The 17,135-nt window shown below is 56.3% G+C and carries 18 protein-coding genes; 14 read left to right on the top strand and 4 right to left on the bottom strand.

From position 1 onward, the window contains the following. Nucleotides 1-511 precede the first annotated feature (511 nt). The 4 genes from qseE to glnB all read left to right on the top strand — a co-directional run bounded on the left by qseE (nt 512) and on the right by glnB (nt 4,446). Nucleotides 512-1,945, top strand: a complete 1,434-nt coding sequence (qseE, locus tag OWK27_RS06725) for a two component system sensor histidine kinase QseE/GlrK (RefSeq protein ID WP_176611184.1) — start codon at nt 512-514, stop codon at nt 1,943-1,945. Continuing rightward, entirely contained in the window at nt 1,942-2,703 is a 762-nt protein-coding gene (qseG, locus tag OWK27_RS06720; protein ID WP_267590073.1) for a two-component system QseEF-associated lipoprotein QseG, read from the top strand. The genes qseE and qseG overlap by 4 nt, the downstream gene beginning before the upstream one ends. Then, nucleotides 2,690-4,027 carry a two-component system response regulator GlrR gene (glrR, locus tag OWK27_RS06715; RefSeq protein ID WP_148420642.1) on the top strand — a complete coding sequence of 446 codons (1,338 nt, stop codon included), beginning with the start codon at nt 2,690-2,692 and terminating at the stop codon, nt 4,025-4,027. The genes qseG and glrR overlap by 14 nt, the downstream gene beginning before the upstream one ends. Nucleotides 4,028-4,107: 80 nt before the next feature. Continuing rightward, nucleotides 4,108-4,446 carry a nitrogen regulatory protein P-II gene (glnB, locus tag OWK27_RS06710; protein ID WP_003860685.1) on the top strand — a complete coding sequence of 113 codons (339 nt, stop codon included), beginning with the start codon at nt 4,108-4,110 and terminating at the stop codon, nt 4,444-4,446. Nucleotides 4,447-4,519: 73 nt separating this feature from the next. Here glnB and hmpA read toward each other — a convergent pair whose 3' ends face one another. Then, complete coding sequence (gene hmpA / locus OWK27_RS06705; RefSeq protein WP_267590072.1) at nt 4,520-5,710, bottom strand: NO-inducible flavohemoprotein; 1,191 nt, start codon at nt 5,708-5,710, stop codon at nt 4,520-4,522. Between the two features lie 303 nt (nt 5,711-6,013). Between hmpA and glyA the strand changes: the two genes are divergently transcribed. Then, entirely contained in the window at nt 6,014-7,267 is a 1,254-nt protein-coding gene (gene glyA, locus OWK27_RS06700; protein ID WP_119915341.1) for a serine hydroxymethyltransferase, read from the top strand. A 54-nt stretch (nt 7,268-7,321) separates the two neighbouring features. Here the strand turns inward: glyA and OWK27_RS06695 are convergent, their stop codons facing one another. Next, entirely contained in the window at nt 7,322-7,744 is a 423-nt protein-coding gene (locus OWK27_RS06695) for a DoxX family protein (protein ID WP_242171575.1), read from the bottom strand. 172 nt (nt 7,745-7,916) lie between these two features. Here OWK27_RS06695 and OWK27_RS06690 point away from each other — a divergent pair, with 172 nt between their 5' ends. Beyond that, a complete protein-coding gene (locus tag OWK27_RS06690) occupies nt 7,917-9,056 on the top strand; it encodes a 3-phenylpropionate MFS transporter (RefSeq protein WP_267590071.1) in 1,140 nt (379 codons plus the stop codon). On the opposite strand, the gene csiE is transcribed toward OWK27_RS06690, so the two are convergent. Beyond that, entirely contained in the window at nt 9,057-10,334 is a 1,278-nt protein-coding gene (gene csiE, locus OWK27_RS06685) for a stationary phase inducible protein CsiE (RefSeq protein WP_148420646.1), read from the bottom strand. Between the two features lie 125 nt (nt 10,335-10,459). Between csiE and OWK27_RS06680 the strand changes: the two genes are divergently transcribed. Next, nucleotides 10,460-11,098, top strand: a complete 639-nt coding sequence (locus OWK27_RS06680) for a DUF1007 family protein (RefSeq protein ID WP_267590070.1) — start codon at nt 10,460-10,462, stop codon at nt 11,096-11,098. Then, nucleotides 11,089-12,081 (top strand): nickel/cobalt transporter, encoded by a 993-nt coding sequence (locus OWK27_RS06675; protein ID WP_267590069.1) that lies wholly within the window; start codon nt 11,089-11,091, stop codon nt 12,079-12,081. Before OWK27_RS06680 ends, OWK27_RS06675 begins: the two co-directional genes overlap by 10 nt. A gap of 4 nt (nt 12,082-12,085) precedes the next feature. Here OWK27_RS06675 and suhB read toward each other — a convergent pair whose 3' ends face one another. Next, nucleotides 12,086-12,889 (bottom strand): inositol-1-monophosphatase, encoded by an 804-nt coding sequence (gene suhB, locus OWK27_RS06670; RefSeq protein WP_028014077.1) that lies wholly within the window; start codon nt 12,887-12,889, stop codon nt 12,086-12,088. Between the two features lie 132 nt (nt 12,890-13,021). Between suhB and trmJ the strand changes: the two genes are divergently transcribed. The 6 genes from trmJ (at nt 13,022) to hscB (ending at nt 17,130) form a co-directional block, all read left to right on the top strand. Further along, nucleotides 13,022-13,747 carry a tRNA (cytosine(32)/uridine(32)-2'-O)-methyltransferase TrmJ gene (gene trmJ / locus OWK27_RS06665; RefSeq protein ID WP_193355484.1) on the top strand — a complete coding sequence of 242 codons (726 nt, stop codon included), beginning with the start codon at nt 13,022-13,024 and terminating at the stop codon, nt 13,745-13,747. Nucleotides 13,748-13,966: 219 nt separating this feature from the next. Beyond that, nucleotides 13,967-14,458, top strand: a complete 492-nt coding sequence (iscR, locus tag OWK27_RS06660) for a Fe-S cluster assembly transcriptional regulator IscR (RefSeq protein ID WP_022649018.1) — start codon at nt 13,967-13,969, stop codon at nt 14,456-14,458. Between the two features lie 117 nt (nt 14,459-14,575). Next, on the top strand, nt 14,576-15,790 hold the full coding sequence (gene iscS, locus OWK27_RS06655) for a cysteine desulfurase (protein WP_003860663.1): 1,215 nt from the start codon (nt 14,576-14,578) through the stop codon (nt 15,788-15,790). 24 nt (nt 15,791-15,814) lie between these two features. Continuing rightward, nucleotides 15,815-16,201, top strand: coding sequence for a Fe-S cluster assembly scaffold IscU (gene iscU / locus OWK27_RS06650; RefSeq protein WP_003860661.1), 387 nt, complete (start codon nt 15,815-15,817; stop codon nt 16,199-16,201). A gap of 13 nt (nt 16,202-16,214) precedes the next feature. Further along, nucleotides 16,215-16,538, top strand: coding sequence for an iron-sulfur cluster assembly protein IscA (iscA, locus tag OWK27_RS06645; RefSeq protein ID WP_003860659.1), 324 nt, complete (start codon nt 16,215-16,217; stop codon nt 16,536-16,538). A 76-nt stretch (nt 16,539-16,614) separates the two neighbouring features. Beyond that, the gene (gene hscB / locus OWK27_RS06640) at nt 16,615-17,130 is read left to right on the top strand and encodes a co-chaperone HscB (protein ID WP_148420650.1); all 516 of its coding nucleotides are present in this window, start codon (nt 16,615-16,617) and stop codon (nt 17,128-17,130) included. Nucleotides 17,131-17,135 lie beyond the last annotated feature (5 nt).

The raw sequence follows: 17,135 nt of genomic DNA, 5'->3' as shown, positions 1-17,135 counted from the left end.
GCCCGGTAGGCGTTATCGCCACCGGGCTTTTTTATTTGTGTCACAAATTCGCGACAAACCGTTAATGCCACTGTCTCCAAATGGAGACATATAACTATTTGTTTTATATAAGCAATGAGATGCCGCTGCTAAGGTGTTGTTAATTTGCGACACTTAGCCTGGAAATCATTCAGCAGACATACAACGGGCTGAATGCATAAAAGTATTGCTATTCAGTAAGTTAATATATTGTTTTGCATTGTGGCACGCCTGTTGCATAATATTAACCAGTGGCTCATTCACCTTCTTATGTCAGCCCCTTCGGGACGTGCTACATAAACTTCGAATGACGCACAAAAAGGTGCCTGCCGTCCAACTACTGATTATTGCATTGCTTTATCAGGCCAGGGCGAAACGTCGAGTTAGGCACCGCCTTATTCCACAACAAAGCCGGGTTTTTACCCGGCTTTGTTGTATCTGAAGGGCAGACTCAGTTACGCTCTCCTCAAACCCGGATGAAGAGAGTAATGTGTTGAAACGCTGGCCCGCTTTCCCTCGCTCCCTGCGACAGCTCGTTATGATGGCCTTCCTGCTGATCCTGCTGCCTTTGCTGGTCCTGGCGTGGCAGGCGTGGCAAAGCCTCAATGCGCTCAGCGCCCAGGCAGCCCTGACTAACCGCACTACGCTGATTGATGCCCGCCGTAGCGAGGCCATGACTAACGCCGCGCTGGAGATGGAGCGGAGCTATCGGCAGTACTGCGTGCTGGACGACCGTACGCTGGAAAGGGTGTACCAGAATCAGCGCAAGCGCTACAGCGAAATGCTGGACGCCCACGCGGGGGTATTGCCGGATGACAAACTCTATCAGGCGCTACGTCAGGATCTAAACGACCTGGCGCAGCTACAGTGCAAAAACAGTGGTCCCGATGCCGCCGCGGCCGCCCGGCTTGAAGCCTTCGCGAATGCCAATACGGAGATGGTTCAGTCCACCCGTACGGTTATCTTTTCCCGCGGGCAGCAGCTTCAGCAGGAAATTGCCGAGCGCGGCCAGTTCTTCGGCTGGCAGGCCCTGGTGCTGTTCATGGTCAGCCTGGGGCTGGTACTGCTCTTTACCCGTATGATCATCGGTCCCGTGAAGGGGATCCAGCGGATGATTAACCGGCTGGGGGAGGGCAAATCCCTCGGCGATACGGTTATTTTTAAAGGCCCGCGCGAGCTGCGTTCGGTAGGCCAGCGCATCATCTGGCTTTCAGAGCGCCTGGCGTGGCTGGAATCGCAGCGCCATCAGTTTCTGCGCCATATCTCCCACGAGCTGAAAACGCCGCTGGCGAGTATGCGTGAAGGGACGGAACTGCTGGCAGACGAAGTGGCGGGGGCGTTAACCCCCGAGCAAAAAGAGATCGTCGCGATTCTGGATGCCAGCAGCCGCAATTTACAAAAACTTATTGAACAACTGCTGGACTATAACCGCAAGCTGGCGGATGGTGCTGTGGTGCTTGAGCGCGTGGAGATTGAACCGATAGTGGACATGGTCATCTCCGCCCATAGCCTTCCAGCAAGAGCTAAAATGATGCATACCCAGGTGGAACTCAACGTGTCGTCCTGCCTGGCAGAGCCGATGCTGTTCATGAGCGTGCTGGATAATCTCTATTCCAATGCAGTGCACTATGGTACTGAATCCGGTACCATTTATATCAGAAGCAATAGCAACGGTTCGCGGGTATTTATTGACGTAGCGAATACGGGAAGCCCGATTCCGGATGAAGAAAAAACGATGATATTTGAACCCTTCTTCCAGGGGAGTCATCAGCGAAAAGGTGCGGTAAAAGGAAGTGGTCTGGGGCTGAGTATTGCCCGCGACTGCATACGACGCATGCAGGGGGAGCTTAACATCGTTAGTGACGAACGCTCCGATGTCTGTTTTCGTATCGAACTGCCTCTTGAGCCGGAAAAATCAATGAAATGAATAACAACCTGGTGAGTATGTCACACGTCTTTTACCGCGCACTGCGCGCGGTGTTTTCCTGCAAAAATGTGCGCCTGAGCCTGCCCTGCTTACTGCTGGCAGGGTGTGTTTCACATGCACCGCAAAGTGCAATAAGCCATAAACAAGAAGATAAGTGGCCCCAGAAGCAGCTGGCCGATTTCCTTTCAACGGGCTGCGATGATATCTGGAATTTATCGGGACACGATGTCGAATCAAACCCGCTGTTCTGGCTGCGCGGAATCGACTGCGCCCAGCGGCTGGCGCCAGCCGAAGCGCGTGCGCAGGCGGCGATGCTGGTGGACGATACCTGGCAGGACGCGTTTAAGCGCGGCATCGTAATGGCCGATGCCAGAATCACGCCCGTCGAACGGCGCGCCAACGTCACGCGGCTGGATACCTTTGTTATTAACATTCCGCCCCAGGTGCGCCCGATTTATCAGCTCTGGCGGGACGGACAAACCCTGCAGCTACAGCTGTCTGAAGAGCGTTTTCGCTACAGCAAGCTGCAGCAGTCAAGCGACAGCGAGCTTGATGCGCTTCGCCAGCAGCAGGAATCGCTGCGCGAGCAGCTTGAGACCACCACGCGCAAGCTTGAAAATCTGACCGATATTGAAAGACAGCTCTCGACGCGTAAACCGGCCGGCAGTTATCTGCCTGATGGTTCGAAAGGCAACCCTGCCACGACGCCAGACGGTGAGATGCCGAAACAAGAGGATGTGAAGCATGACGAGCCGTAAACCTGCCCATCTTTTACTGGTGGATGACGATCCCGGGCTGTTAAAGCTGCTGGGGATGCGTCTGGTCAGCGAAGGCTACAGCGTGGTCACCGCGGAAAGCGGGCAGGAGGGGCTGAAGGTGCTCAGCCGCGAGAAAATCGATCTGGTGATCAGCGACCTGCGAATGGATGAAATGGATGGCCTGCAGCTGTTCACGGAGATCCAGAAGCAGCAGCCCGGCATGCCGGTCATCATCCTCACCGCTCACGGATCGATTCCGGATGCGGTTGCCGCGACCCAGCAGGGGGTGTTCAGCTTCCTCACCAAACCGGTGGATAAAGACGCCCTTTATAAAGCGATCGACAGCGCGCTTGAGCACGCGGCGCCGTCCGGTGACGACGCCTGGCGCGAATCCATCGTCACGCGCAGCCCTGCCATGCTGCGCCTGCTGGAACAGGCGCGGATGGTGGCCCAATCAGACGTTAGCGTGCTGATTAACGGCCAGAGCGGGACCGGGAAAGAGATCCTTGCCCAGGCGATCCACAACGCCAGCCCGCGCAGTAAAAATGCCTTTATCGCGATTAACTGTGGCGCGCTGCCGGAACAGCTGCTTGAGTCTGAGCTCTTCGGGCATGCCCGCGGCGCCTTTACCGGCGCGGTAAGCAGCCGTGAAGGGCTGTTCCAGGCGGCTGAGGGCGGCACGCTGTTCCTCGATGAAATTGGCGATATGCCCGCGCCGCTGCAGGTCAAGCTGCTGCGCGTATTGCAGGAGCGAAAAGTGCGTCCGCTCGGCAGCAACCGCGATATTGACATCAACGTGCGTATTATTTCCGCCACCCACCGTGATTTGCCCAAGGTGATGGCGCGCAACGAGTTTCGTGAAGATCTCTACTATCGCCTTAATGTCGTAAACCTGAAAATCCCGGCGCTGGCCGAGCGCGCGGAAGATATCCCGCTGCTGGCAAACCATCTTTTGCGCCAGGCCGCAGACCGCCACAAGCCGTTTGTGCGCGCGTTCTCCACCGATGCGATGAAGCGCCTGATGACGGCGAGCTGGCCGGGCAACGTGCGCCAGCTGGTTAACGTGATTGAGCAGTGCGTGGCGCTCACCTCATCGCCGGTGATCGGCGATGCGCTGGTGGAGCAGGCGCTGGAAGGGGAAAACACGGCCTTACCGACTTTTGCAGAAGCGCGAAACCAGTTCGAGCTGAACTATCTGCGCAAGCTGCTGCAAATCACCAAAGGCAACGTGACCCACGCGGCGCGCATGGCCGGGCGTAACCGCACCGAGTTCTACAAGTTACTCTCGCGCCACGAGCTGGAAGCGAACGATTTTAAAGAGTAGTACCGCAAAATTCGCCTGAATATGATACTGTGAGCAATCGATTACGAGGCAGCTTACAGGCATGAGTTTAAGGACACACCATGAAAAAGATTGATGCGATTATTAAACCTTTCAAACTGGATGATGTACGTGAAGCGCTGGCAGAAGTGGGCATCACCGGGATGACCGTAACTGAAGTGAAAGGTTTTGGTCGTCAGAAGGGCCACACCGAGCTATACCGTGGCGCAGAGTACATGGTGGACTTCCTGCCGAAAGTGAAAATCGAGATCGTGGTGAGCGATGATATCGTCGATACCTGTGTGGACACCATTATCCGCACGGCGCAGACCGGTAAAATTGGCGACGGGAAAATCTTCGTCTTTGACGTGGCGCGCGTGATCCGCATCCGTACCGGCGAAGAAGACGACGCGGCGATTTAAGCAGCGTTCCCTGATCGGGCGTGGCGCGCCCACGCCCGACAAAAAAAGCCCCTCGAAAGAGGGGCTTTTTGCGTTACAGCACCTTATGCGGGCCAAAACATTCGTAATGAATGTTGTCTTTATTTACGCCCAGCTCAACCAGCTGCTTCGCGGCATACTGCATAAACGCCACCGGACCACAAACGTAGAACTGCATTTCCGGCGCGCTGAACGCCCCTTCATGCTCGCCTAAATTCATCAGGCCTTCGCTGTCAAAACGTGCCGCCGCGCGGTCAGCTTCCGTCGGTAGACGATACCAGGTATGGGCGGTAAAGTGGGGCAAACCCGCCGCCAGCGCTTTCACTTCATCCGCAAAGGCGTGAACATCGCCGTTCTCTGCCGCGTGGAACCAGTTTACCTGCGCGCTGTGGTTTGATTTTGCCAGCGTATCCAGCATTGCCAGCATCGGCGTTTGACCAACGCCTGCGGAGATCAGCGTCACCGGGGTAGTGGCCTCAACCGCCATAAAGAAGTCGCCTGCCGGCGCGGCCAGATGGACGATATCACCCACGCGGGCGACGTTATGCAGCCAGTTTGAGACCTGGCCACCGTCCTCGCGTTTCACCGCAATGCGATAGCCTTTGCCGTTTGGCTTACGGGTCAGGGAGTACTGGCGGATCTCCTGGTGCGGGAAACCTTCCGGCTTCAGCCACACGCCCAGATACTGGCCGGGCTGATAATCGGCAACCGGCTGACCGTCAACCGGCTCAAGCTCAAAGCTGGTGATAAGCGCGCTGCGCGGCGTTTTCTCTACGATACGGAACGCGCGCGTGCCTTCCCAGCCGCCGTTCTTGCTGGCGTTTTCGCTGTAGATTTGCGCTTCACGGTTGATGAAGACGTTTGCCAGCACGCCGTAGGCTTTACCCCAGGCGTCCAGCACCTCCTGGCCCGGGCTGAACATTTCGTCCAGCGTGGCGAGCAGGTGGCTACCGACGATGTTGTACTGGTCTGGTTTGATCTGGAAGCTGGTGTGCTTCTGCGCGATTTTTTCCACCGCGGGCAGCAGGGCGGGCAGGTTGTCGATGTTGCTGGCATAGGCGGCAATGGCGTTGAACAGCGCTTCACGCTGATCGCCGTTACGCTGGTTGCTCATGTTGAAAATCTCTTTGAGCTCCGGGTTATGCGTAAACATGCGATCGTAAAAATGAGCGGTCAGCTTAGGACCCGTTTCAACGAGCAGGGGAATAGTGGCCTTCACGGTAGCGATGGTTTGGGCGTCGAGCATAGCAGCTTCCTTCTGATGTTACTTTAATGATGTATTTTATATGCATCTTATAAAAATAACCCTGCAATGTAAATGGTTCTTTGCATCGTGAAAAATATGCATCACAAACCTGAAAAGAAATCCGTTCAACGCAGCGCACGCTTTATTCCTCAAACCCTTGCGTGGCGCGAAGGAAAACGTTTGCGTAAAATCGTTTGTCAAGACCTGTTATCACAGAACGATTCAGTTATACTGTTGCCCGTTGTCCAACAGGACTGCCTTTTCAGGCCAAAATTTACTTGTTAGCTGAGTCAGGAGATGCGGATGTTAAAGCGTGAAATGAACATTGCCGATTATGATGCCGAACTGTGGCAGGCTATGGAGCAGGAAAAAGTACGTCAGGAAGAGCACATCGAACTGATCGCCTCCGAAAACTACACCAGCCCGCGCGTGATGCAGGCGCAGGGTTCTCAGCTGACCAACAAATATGCTGAAGGTTATCCGGGCAAGCGCTACTACGGCGGTTGCGAATACGTTGATATCGTTGAGCAGCTGGCCATTGACCGTGCGAAAGCACTCTTTGGCGCTGACTACGCTAACGTCCAGCCGCACTCTGGCTCCCAGGCTAACTTCGCTGTATACACCGCGCTGCTGCAGCCGGGCGATACCGTTCTGGGTATGAACCTGGCACAGGGCGGCCACCTGACTCACGGCTCCCCGGTTAACTTCTCCGGCAAACTGTACAACATCATTCCTTACGGTATCGATGAGTCCGGTAAAATTGACTACGAAGACATGGCGAAGCAGGCCAAAGAGCACAAGCCGAAGATGATCATCGGCGGCTTCTCCGCATACTCCGGTATCGTTGACTGGGCTAAAATGCGTGAAATCGCAGACAGCATCGGCGCATACCTGTTTGTTGACATGGCGCACGTTGCCGGTCTGATTGCCGCGGGCGTTTACCCTAACCCGGTTCCACACGCTCACGTTGTGACCACCACCACCCACAAAACCCTGGCAGGCCCGCGCGGCGGCCTGATCCTGGCGAAAGGCGGTGACGAAGAGCTGTACAAGAAACTGAACTCCGCTGTGTTCCCAAGCGCACAGGGCGGCCCGCTGATGCACGTTATTGCTGCGAAAGCGGTAGCGCTGAAGGAAGCGATGGAGCCTGAGTTTAAGGTTTACCAGCAGCAGGTTGCCAAAAACGCCAAAGCGATGGTGGAAGTGTTCCTGAACCGTGGCTACAAGGTGGTATCCGGCGGTACTGAAAACCACCTGTTCCTGCTGGATCTGGTTGATAAGAACCTGACCGGTAAAGAAGCTGACGCCGCCCTCGGCCGCGCCAACATCACCGTGAACAAAAACAGCGTGCCAAACGATCCGAAGAGCCCGTTCGTGACCTCCGGTATCCGTATCGGTTCTCCGGCCGTAACGCGCCGCGGCTTTAAAGAAGCGGAAGTGAAAGAGCTGGCGGGCTGGATGTGCGACGTTCTGGACAACATCAACGACGATGCGGTTATCGAGCGCGTTAAAGGTAAAGTTCTGGATATCTGCGCGCGCTTCCCGGTATACGCGTAATACCTCTGCTTTGCAGAAATAAAAAAGGCCGCATCCGCGGCCTTTTTTTATGGGCTAACGCCGGTCGAGAGAGAGTGCTCCCGGACCCACGATGGCCAGCAGTATAAATGCCCCCGCTATGCTGACGTTCTTGTAGAAATTGATCATGTTCGGCACAACCGCATCCCCGGTCATATCCCAGTAATGGTGACCAATAACCGCCGTGCCCAGCGTGTAGAACACAAACAGTACCGCGAGTGGGCGGGTAAAGAAGCCCAGCACAATCAGGAACGCGGCAGGAACCTCCATCACAACGGCAATAATGGCCGCCAGCGTGGGCATGGGGGCGCCAAGCGAGGCCATATACTGTACGGTGCCGCTAAAGCCCGTCAGCTTTGGATAACCGAAAATAATAAACAGAACAACGATGGCAATACGGGCAATCAAAAGCAGGAGAGAACGGGAGGAGCCGAAATCGAAATAACGTAAGCTGTTCATGGTAAACAACCTCTTCAGGCGATGTACTTTAAACGTAATACAGATTTACCGCTCCCGCCATACGCCGTCCGGCTAGCGATGATGTTAATTTTTCGTTAATTTATAGCGCGCTAACGGCTTGCTAAAGCGCCGGATAAACGCGAGACTATCGCCTCCATTTCGGGAGGGATTCATGGTCTTGCATTCCACGCGCTGGCTGGCGCTCAGCTATTTCACCTATTTCTTTAGCTACGGTATTTTTCTGCCTTTCTGGAGCGTCTGGCTCAAAGGAATCGGCCTTACGCCAGAAACTATCGGCATCCTGCTGGGCGCGGGGCTGGTGGCACGTTTCCTCGGTAGCCTGCTGATTGCGCCTCGCGTCAGCGATCCCTCTCTGTTGATTAAAGCCGTGCGTATTCTGGCCCTGCTGACGCTGGTCTTTGCGGCGTGTTTCTGGGTCAGCCACCAGTTTGCCTGGCTGATGGTGGTGATGGTTGGCTTTAACCTGTTCTTCTCCCCGCTGGTTCCCCTGACGGATGCGCTGGCGAACACCTGGCAAAAGCAGATCACCATGGACTATGGCCGCGTGCGCCTGTGGGGATCGATTGCCTTTGTTATCGGCTCTGCGCTGGTGGGCAAGCTGGTCAGCCTCTACGATTACCGCGCGATCCTGGCATTGCTGAGCATCGGGATCGCCTCCATGCTGCTGGGGATGCTGCTGCGCCCGTCGGTGATGCCGCAAGGGGAAAGCCGTCATCAGGAAAGCGCGGGCTGGCCCGCCTGGCGAAGCCTCGTGGCGCAAAGCTGGCGTTTTCTGGCCTGCGTCTGCCTGCTTCAGGGAGCGCACGCGGCGTATTACGGCTTCAGCGCCATCTACTGGCAAGGCGCGGGGTATTCCGCTTCCGCCGTCGGCTATTTATGGTCCCTTGGCGTAGTGGCCGAAGTGATTATCTTTGCGCTCAGCAAAAAACTGTTCAGCCGTTTCGGGGCGCGGGATCTGCTGCTGCTTTCCGCCGTATGCGGCGTGGCGCGCTGGGGCATTATGGGCTGGACGACCGAATTACCGTGGCTGATTGTGGCGCAGATCCTGCACTGCGGCACCTTCACCGTGTGCCACCTGGCGGCGATGCGCTATATTGCCGCGCGAGAGGGCGGGGACGTCATCCGGTTGCAGGCTGTTTATTCAGCGGTGGCGATGGGCGGCAGCATTGCGATAATGACCGTTTTTGCTGGTTTCCTCTATCAGCATCTCGGCCACGGCGTGTTCTGGGTGATGGCGCTGGTCGCTTTACCGGCGATCGTCATCCGCCCAAAAGTAACTGCTCGCACTTGATTACGATTCAAGCATAACCCGAATATGTTCCTGCTGCTGCGCGTTCAGGGTCTCAACGGCATGAATGAGCGGCGGCGAGAACAGCGGCAGCGCGGTTGGGTAAGGCGTAATGACCAGCGCCGCCTCGCGGGGCGCGCCTTCTTTCCTGAAGGCCTCCAGGCTGAGATAGCGAATATTGAGCGGCAGCAGCGTTAACTCGCGCAGCTGCTGTTCAATCACCTCCTCACAGGATTTATCCTCCCCGGTTAATAACACCACCTGTTTTTCGTGCAGATCGGTCTCCTGCATCAGCCATGCACCAAAAATTACCGCCACGAGCGCCATCTCTTCATCGGAGAATTGCAGCTCAAACTCGGCTTCCAGCTCGGCCAGCGCCGCTTTGGTGGTGCGAAGTAGCCGGGGATAAAGGCGGTGAACCTCTTCCGGAAGGCTGTTGTCGATGCCAATTTCAAATAAGGAACGATCCAGCGCCTGGGCCAGATGGATGTAAAGCTGATCGGTCAGCCCTTGCTCATCGCTGAACTTCATGCCGGTTTGCGAGCGAAAACGGGCCACCATGCGCACAATGGCGCGGCGCAAACGCTGGTCCTGCTGGTGCTTGTCAAGCACCGGGTCCGGCGTGCGCAGCATCATAAACAGCAGCGCCAGGAACAGCTGTTCTTCGCTGTGCGTGCCCTGGGGAACGCGCCGCTTCCAGTGGCGGACAATGTCCTGCGCCGTAAAATACTCCCCTCTGGACTGCGTCCAGCTGCGCTGAGCGGGGGAGAATTGCGGCGTATTGCCCAGATGATGCTGAATCAGACAGTATTGCAGGTAGAGCTGTAAAAACTGCACGTCCCGGGGCTCAAACTGACGCTGCAGCTTGCGCGAACAGAAGCTGATAAGCGCCCGAAGATTCGCATCGTCATAAAGCGGGCGGGAAACGCCGTGCTGTTTAAGCGCGGTTTTTAAGGCCGGGGTAAACTGTTGTGAAACAAAATGCGGACACAGCCGGAGCGCCCTGCGCAGCCAGTGCAACAGGCACAAGCGCTGGTTCAGGGCGGTACCCTCTATTCGGTAGCAGCCATCGAGGTGCGTGACGATATCGAGCCGGTGATAGCGCTGGATTTCATCGCGCGTCTCGGCTATATCTTGCCGTGCCACGACGTCATCCACGCCGTTGGCAGCGATTATGCTCTGTGCGGTGACGGCAGCGTCGGGCAGGTAAAGCATCAAAAGCACCTGGCAGCGGCGCTGCGAACTGGAAAGCACAGATGGAATTTCAAGCGTCGGCATCATCTGTCGGGTATCCAGTGTGAATGTTTGATAAGAATAGCTAAAGGATGGGCGCTGAAAAGCGCACCGGCGGGCCTTTCACTCAGGATTGCGGGCGAACATCACAGAATTTTTGACGTGAGGAATTGATGCAAATAGTTAAACAAAGCGCGGTAGCGTTATTTTTGGCGGTTTTCACTTTCACCGCCACCGCGCACCCTCACAGCTTTATCAGCCTGAAAACGGAGCTGGTAACGGACGGTACGCAGCTCAGCGGCCTTAAAATGCGCTGGACGATGGATGAAATGACCTCCGCCGATCTGCTGTACGATGCCGGAGACGCAAAGCCCGGCGATGAGATCTGGAAAAAACTGGCGGCGGAAGTGATGGCCAACGTGCTCGGCCAACACTACTTCACCGAGTTCTGGCACAACGGGCAAAAGGTCAAATTTCTTAACCGCCCCACGGAGTACGGCATGACCCGCGACGGCCATCAGGCGGTGCTGACGTTTATCCTTCCGCTGGCGCACCCGCAGCCGCTGGCAGGGCAGAAGTACACCTTCTCCACCTTCGATCCCACGTACTACGTCGACATGAGCTACGCCGGGGATAGCGACGTTCAGCTACCGGCGGCACTGCAAAAGAGCTGCAAAATTACCCTGCGCACGCCGACGCCCAGCGAAGAAACGCTGAATTTTGCCGTTTCCCTCGATAAAGAAGATGCTCCCCCTGAGGATATGGAGTTAGGTAAACAGTTTGCGCAGGAGGTGACGTTGCAATGTCAGTGATCGCTTCCCCCGTCAGAACATCACGCCGCTGGCTTCAGCTCTGGCCGCTGGCGCTCTTTTTGCTGTTAGCCGCGGGCGGCGCGCTCTGGCTATGGCAGGCCTGGCCGCAGGTGATGATGAAAAGCATCCTCTGGCAGCGCGAGGTTAACCAGCAGATGAGCGGGCTGCTGAAGGCGGTGGCGGAAAACCCGACCAAAGCGGGCGGCTCCCTGCTGGCGTTCAGCTTTATCTATGGCGTGCTGCACGCGCTGGGGCCGGGGCACGGCAAAATCGTTATCACCACCTGGCTTGCCACTCACCCGTCAAAGCTGAAATCGAGCATTGGCCTCACGCTGGCCTCTTCGCTGCTTCAGGGCGGCGTGGCGATTGCGCTGGTAGCGGTTGTGCTTTTGCTGCTACGGCTACCTGCCCGACAGCTGCACATGAGCAGCTTCTGGCTGGAGAAGGGCAGTTACGCGCTGGTGGGCGTGCTCGGGCTGCTCCTCTGCTGGCGGGCGTTGAAAAAGCTGCGCGCGCTGCTGCAAAAGCCGAAATTTAAAGCCTTTACGCCGCATCACGTTCACGATGAAAGCTGCGGTTGCGGGCATCAGCATCTGCCGCCGCAGGAACAGTTGCAGAGCGGTGACGACTGGCGCGCGCGCCTGGCTATCGTGCTCTCTATGGGGATGCGCCCGTGCTCGGGGGCAATCGTGGTGCTGCTGTTCAGCAAGGTGATTGGCGTATTCGGCTGGGGCATGCTCTCGGCGCTGGCGATGGCGGCAGGAACGTCCGTCACCATTTCGTCTTTGGCTTTGCTGGTGCACAGCTTCCGTCAGCTGGCGGTAAAACTCAGCGGCAGCAAAACGCCGGTGCTGTGGCGACAGATAGGGTGGGCAACGCTTGCGCTGGCGGGGGGCATGATTCTGCTGGGAGCGGCGGTGACGATGTGGATGAGCGCGGTGCCGTTTAACACCCTCTCCCCGTTTGGGAGAGGGCTGGGGTGAGGGACTAGCGCTTCAGCGCGTCGCTCAGTTCGTCACGCATGTTGGCCAGCATGGCTTTAACAACGCGTGGGTTACCTGCAACGATGTTGCCGGTGGTCATGTAGTTGTGGCCGCCGGTAAAGTCGCACACGATGGCGCCCGCTTCACGCGCGATTAGCTCGCCCGCCGCAAAGTCCCACGGCTTCAGCGACAGCTCGAAGTAACCGTCAACGCGACCGGTCGCAACGTAGGCCAGATCCAGTGCAGCAGAGCCGGTGCGGCGGAAGTCCGCGCATTCGGTGAACAGTTTGCCCAGAATATTCATATAGGTGGTCGCGTGCTGCTTCGCCTTGAACGGGAAGCCGGTCGCCAGAATGGTGCCGTCCAGATCGCGCGCGTTGCTGCAGCGCAGACGGTAGCCGTTCAGCTGAGCGCCCTGACCGCGGGTAGCGGTAAACAGTTCGTTACGCATTGGATCGTACACAACGGCGACTTCAGTACGGCCTTTGATGCGTACGGCAATAGATACGGAGAAGTGCGGCAGGCGTTTAACGAAGTTGGTGGTGCCATCCAGTGGATCGATAACCCATTGAACATCCTGATCGGTACCTTCATGTTCACCGCTTTCTTCGGTGATGATGGTGTGCTGCGGGTAAGATTTGCGGATCGTTTCGATAATAATCGCTTCTGCGGCTTTATCGACGTTAGTCACGAAATCATTGCTGCCTTTCTGGCTGGTTTCTACGGAGTCTGGGGTTTCGTAGTGTTTGGCAATTACATTACCCGCCTTGCGCGCTGCGCGCACGGCGATGGTCAGCATCGGATGCATCGGTCTCTCTCACTGGATGTTAAAGAACAGGAAAATCGGCGCAGAGTATAGCAGCGGGATCGGATTATGTCTCTCGTTTATGATAATATGCCTGAATATTCTTCAGACACTGAATCCAGACATCTAAAAATTATGCTGCAAAACATTCGAATCGTGCTGGTCGAAACATCGCACACCGGCAACATGGGCTCCGTGGCCCGCGCTATGAAAACCATGGGCTTAACAAACCTGTGGCTGGTTAATCCTCTGGTGAAACCAGACTCTCAGGCTATTGCTCTGGCGGCCGGTGCCAGCGACGTGATCGGCAATGCGCAAATTGTTGACACTCTGGATGAAGCCCTGGCCGGTTGCAGCCTGGTGGTGGGCACCAGCGCGCGCTCCCGCACGCTGCCGTGGCCGATGCTGGATCCGCGCGAATGCGGCCTGAAAAGCGTCTCAGAAGCCGAACAGGCGCCGGTGGCGCTGGTGTTTGGTCGCGAGCGCGTTGGCCTGACCAATGACGAACTACAGAAGTGCCACTACCACGTCGCAATTGCCGCGAACCCGGAATACAGTTCGCTGAACCTGGCGATGGCGGTACAGGTTATCGCCTACGAAGTGCGTATGGCGTGGCTGGCGACGCAGGAAAAACCGGTAGAACCGAAAGAGGAGACGGCCTACCCGCTGGTGGACGATCTTGAGCGCTTCTACGGTCACCTGGAGCAGACGCTGCTCTCAACCGGCTTTATCCGTGAAGGTCATCCGGGCCAGGTCATGAACAAGCTGCGCCGAATGTTCACCCGCGCCCGCCCGGAAAGCCAGGAGCTGAATATCCTGCGAGGGATCCTGGCGTCGATTGAGCAGAAGCATAAAGAGTAGTGCAGCGTGTTTTCTCCCTCTCCCTGTGGGAGAGGGCCGGGTGAGGGCATTAGGCCGCACCTTTGTTATGAAGGCACAGAAGGTTAAATACCTGACTAAAACAGTCAAGTAAATAGTTGACCAATTTAGTCAGGAATGTCAGACTTGGCCCTGCTATGCAATACCCCCATTTTACAATAAAAAACCCCGGGCAGGGGCGAGTTTGAGGTTAAGTAAGACATGAGACTGACATCTAAAGGGCGTTATGCCGTGACCGCGATGCTGGACGTTGCGCTCAACTCCGAAGCGGGCCCGGTTCCGTTGGCTGATATTTCTGAACGACAGGGGATCTCCCTCTCTTACCTGGAACAGCTGTTCTCCAGACTGCGTAAAAATGGACTGGTGTCCAGCGTTCGTGGCCCGGGCGGCGGTTATCTGCTGGGTAAAGACGCGGGCAGTATTGCGGTTGGCGAAGTCATTAGCGCAGTTGACGAATCCGTTGACGCGACCCGTTGCCAGGGTAAAGGCGGCTGTCAGGGCGGCGATAAATGCCTGACCCACGCGCTGTGGCGCGATCTGAGCGACCGTCTGACCGGCTTCCTGAACAACATCACCCTGGGTGAGCTGGTAAATAACCAGGAAGTTCTGGACGTCTCTGGTCGTCAGCACAGTCAGGATTCACAACGCAGCACCCGTTCGCAGGACGCCATCGACGTTAAGCTGCGCGCGTAACTAAAAAGATAAGTATTCTGAATCAGGCCGGGGTGGTCACACCCCGCGTACTCGGTCGTACATCCAGCCGGTTGCCTGATTCCTTGCATTGAAGCGATGTACGGAGTTTATAGAGCAATGAAATTACCGATTTATCTCGACTACTCCGCAACCACGCCGGTGGACCCGCGTGTTGCCGAGAAAATGATGCAGTGTCTGACCCTGGACGGAAACTTTGGTAACCCAGCTTCCCGTTCACACCGTTTTGGCTGGCATGCTGAAGAGGCGGTTGATATCGCCCGTAATCAGATTGCTGACCTGGTGGGCGCCGACCCGCGTGAAATTGTTTTCACCTCCGGTGCGACCGAATCCGACAACCTGGCGATTAAAGGTGCAGCCAACTTTTATCAGAAAAAAGGCAAGCACATCATCACCAGCAAAACCGAACACAAAGCCGTGCTTGACACCTGCCGTCAGCTGGAGCGTGAAGGGTTCGAAGTGACTTACCTGGCGCCACAGAGCAACGGTATTATTGACCTGAAAGAGCTCGAAGCGGCGATGCGTGATGACACCATTCTGGTTTCCATCATGCACGTTAACAACGAAATCGGCGTGGTACAGGACATTGCGACCATCGGCGAAATGTGCCGCGCGCGCGGTATCATCTACCACGTGGACGCGACTCAGAGCGTGGGCAAACTGCCAATCGACCTGAGCCAGCTGAAGGTGGATCTGATGTCCTTCTCCGGCCACAAAATCTATGGCCCGAAAGGCATCGGCGCGCTGTACGTTCGTCGTAAGCCGCGTATCCGCATCGAAGCACAGATGCACGGCGGCGGTCACGAGCGCGGCATGCGTTCCGGTACGCTGCCTGTTCACCAGATCGTGGGCATGGGCGAAGCGTATCGCATTGCGAAAGAAGAGATGGAAACCGAGATGGCACGCCTGCGCACGCTGCGTAACCGTCTGTGGGACGGCGTGAAGGATATGGAAGAAGTCTATCTGAACGGCGATCTCGAGCAGGGCGCACCAAACATTCTCAACGTCAGCTTCAACTATGTTGAAGGCGAATCGCTGATCATGGCGCTGAAGGACCTGGCCGTTTCTTCCGGTTCTGCCTGTACGTCCGCAAGCCTGGAGCCATCCTACGTGCTGCGCGCGCTGGGTATGACTGACGAGCTGGCACACAGCTCCATCCGTTTCTCTTTAGGTCGTTTCACTACCGAAGAAGAGATTGACTACACCATCAAGCTGGTTCGTAACTCCATCGGCCGTCTGCGCGACCTTTCTCCGCTGTGGGAAATGTTCAAGCAGGGCGTGGATCTGAACAGCATTGAATGGTCACATCACTAATCGGTACATAAGGAGAATTCAATCATGGCATACAGCGAAAAAGTTATCGATCATTACGAGAACCCGCGCAACGTTGGCTCTTTTGACAACAGCGACGAATCTGTCGGTAGCGGTATGGTTGGCGCACCGGCGTGTGGCGACGTGATGAAGTTGCAGATTAAAGTCAACAATGAAGGTATCATTGAAGACGCGCGCTTCAAGACCTACGGCTGCGGTTCCGCTATCGCCTCCAGCTCCCTGGTCACCGAGTGGGTGAAGGGCAAGTCTCTGGACGAAGCACAGGCAATTAAGAACACGGATATTGCTGAAGAACTCGAACTGCCGCCGGTGAAAATTCACTGTTCTATCCTGGCAGAAGACGCGATCAAAGCCGCCATTGCGGATTACAAAAGCAAACGTGAAGCAAAATAATTGAGGTTTGAGTATGTCGATTACCCTTAGCGACAGCGCTGCCGCGCGAGTAAGCTCTTTTCTGGCGAACCGTGGTAAAGGCTTTGGCCTGCGACTGGGCGTACGTACCTCCGGCTGTTCTGGTATGGCTTACGTACTGGAGTTTGTTGACGAGCCGGCGTCTGATGACACCGTGTTTGAAGACAAGGGCGTGAAGGTGGTGGTCGATGGCAAAAGCCTGCAATTCCTCAACGGCACTCAGCTGGACTTCGTAAAGGAAGGCCTGAACGAAGGGTTCAAATTCACGAACCCGAACGTTAAAGACGAGTGTGGTTGCGGCGAAAGCTTCCACGTTTAACCGCGCGTCATCCGAAACCCCACCGTGGCTTTGCTGCGCGTGGGGTTTGTTCTAACAGGCTACCCCTGAGATTGTTATGGATTACTTCACTCTCTTCGGACTACCCGCTCAATACCCGATCGATCTGCAGGCGCTGACGGTCCGTTTTCAGGATCTGCAGCGTCAGTACCATCCGGATAAATTCGCCAGCGGGACGCAGGCAGAGCAGCTGGCCGCGGTGTCGCACTCCGCGACCATCAACCAGGCCTGGCAGACGCTGCGCCATCCGCTGGCGCGTGCCGAATATCTGCTCTCACTCCACGGTTTTGATCTGGCGAGCGAACAGCATACCGTGCGCGATACCGCGTTTCTGATGGAACAGCTGGAGCTTCGCGAAGAGCTGGATGAGATTGAACAGGCCAAAGACGAGGCGCGTCTGGAAAGCTTCATCGCGCGCGTGAAGGGCATGTTTGATACCCGCCATCAGCAGATGGTGGAGCAACTGAACAACGAGACCTGGGACGTGGCGGCAGACACTGTGCGCAAACTCCGTTTTCTCGATAAACTGCGAAGCAGTGCTGAACAACTCGAAGAAAAGCTGCTCGATTTTTAATTTCG

Source organism: Enterobacter cloacae complex sp. 2022EL-00788 (genome assembly GCF_026627565.1).
Classification (GTDB): Bacteria; Pseudomonadota; Gammaproteobacteria; order Enterobacterales; family Enterobacteriaceae; genus Enterobacter; species Enterobacter pasteurii.
The sequence above is the reverse complement of the archived record's forward strand: the minus strand, read 5'-3'. Positions and strand labels throughout refer to the sequence as shown.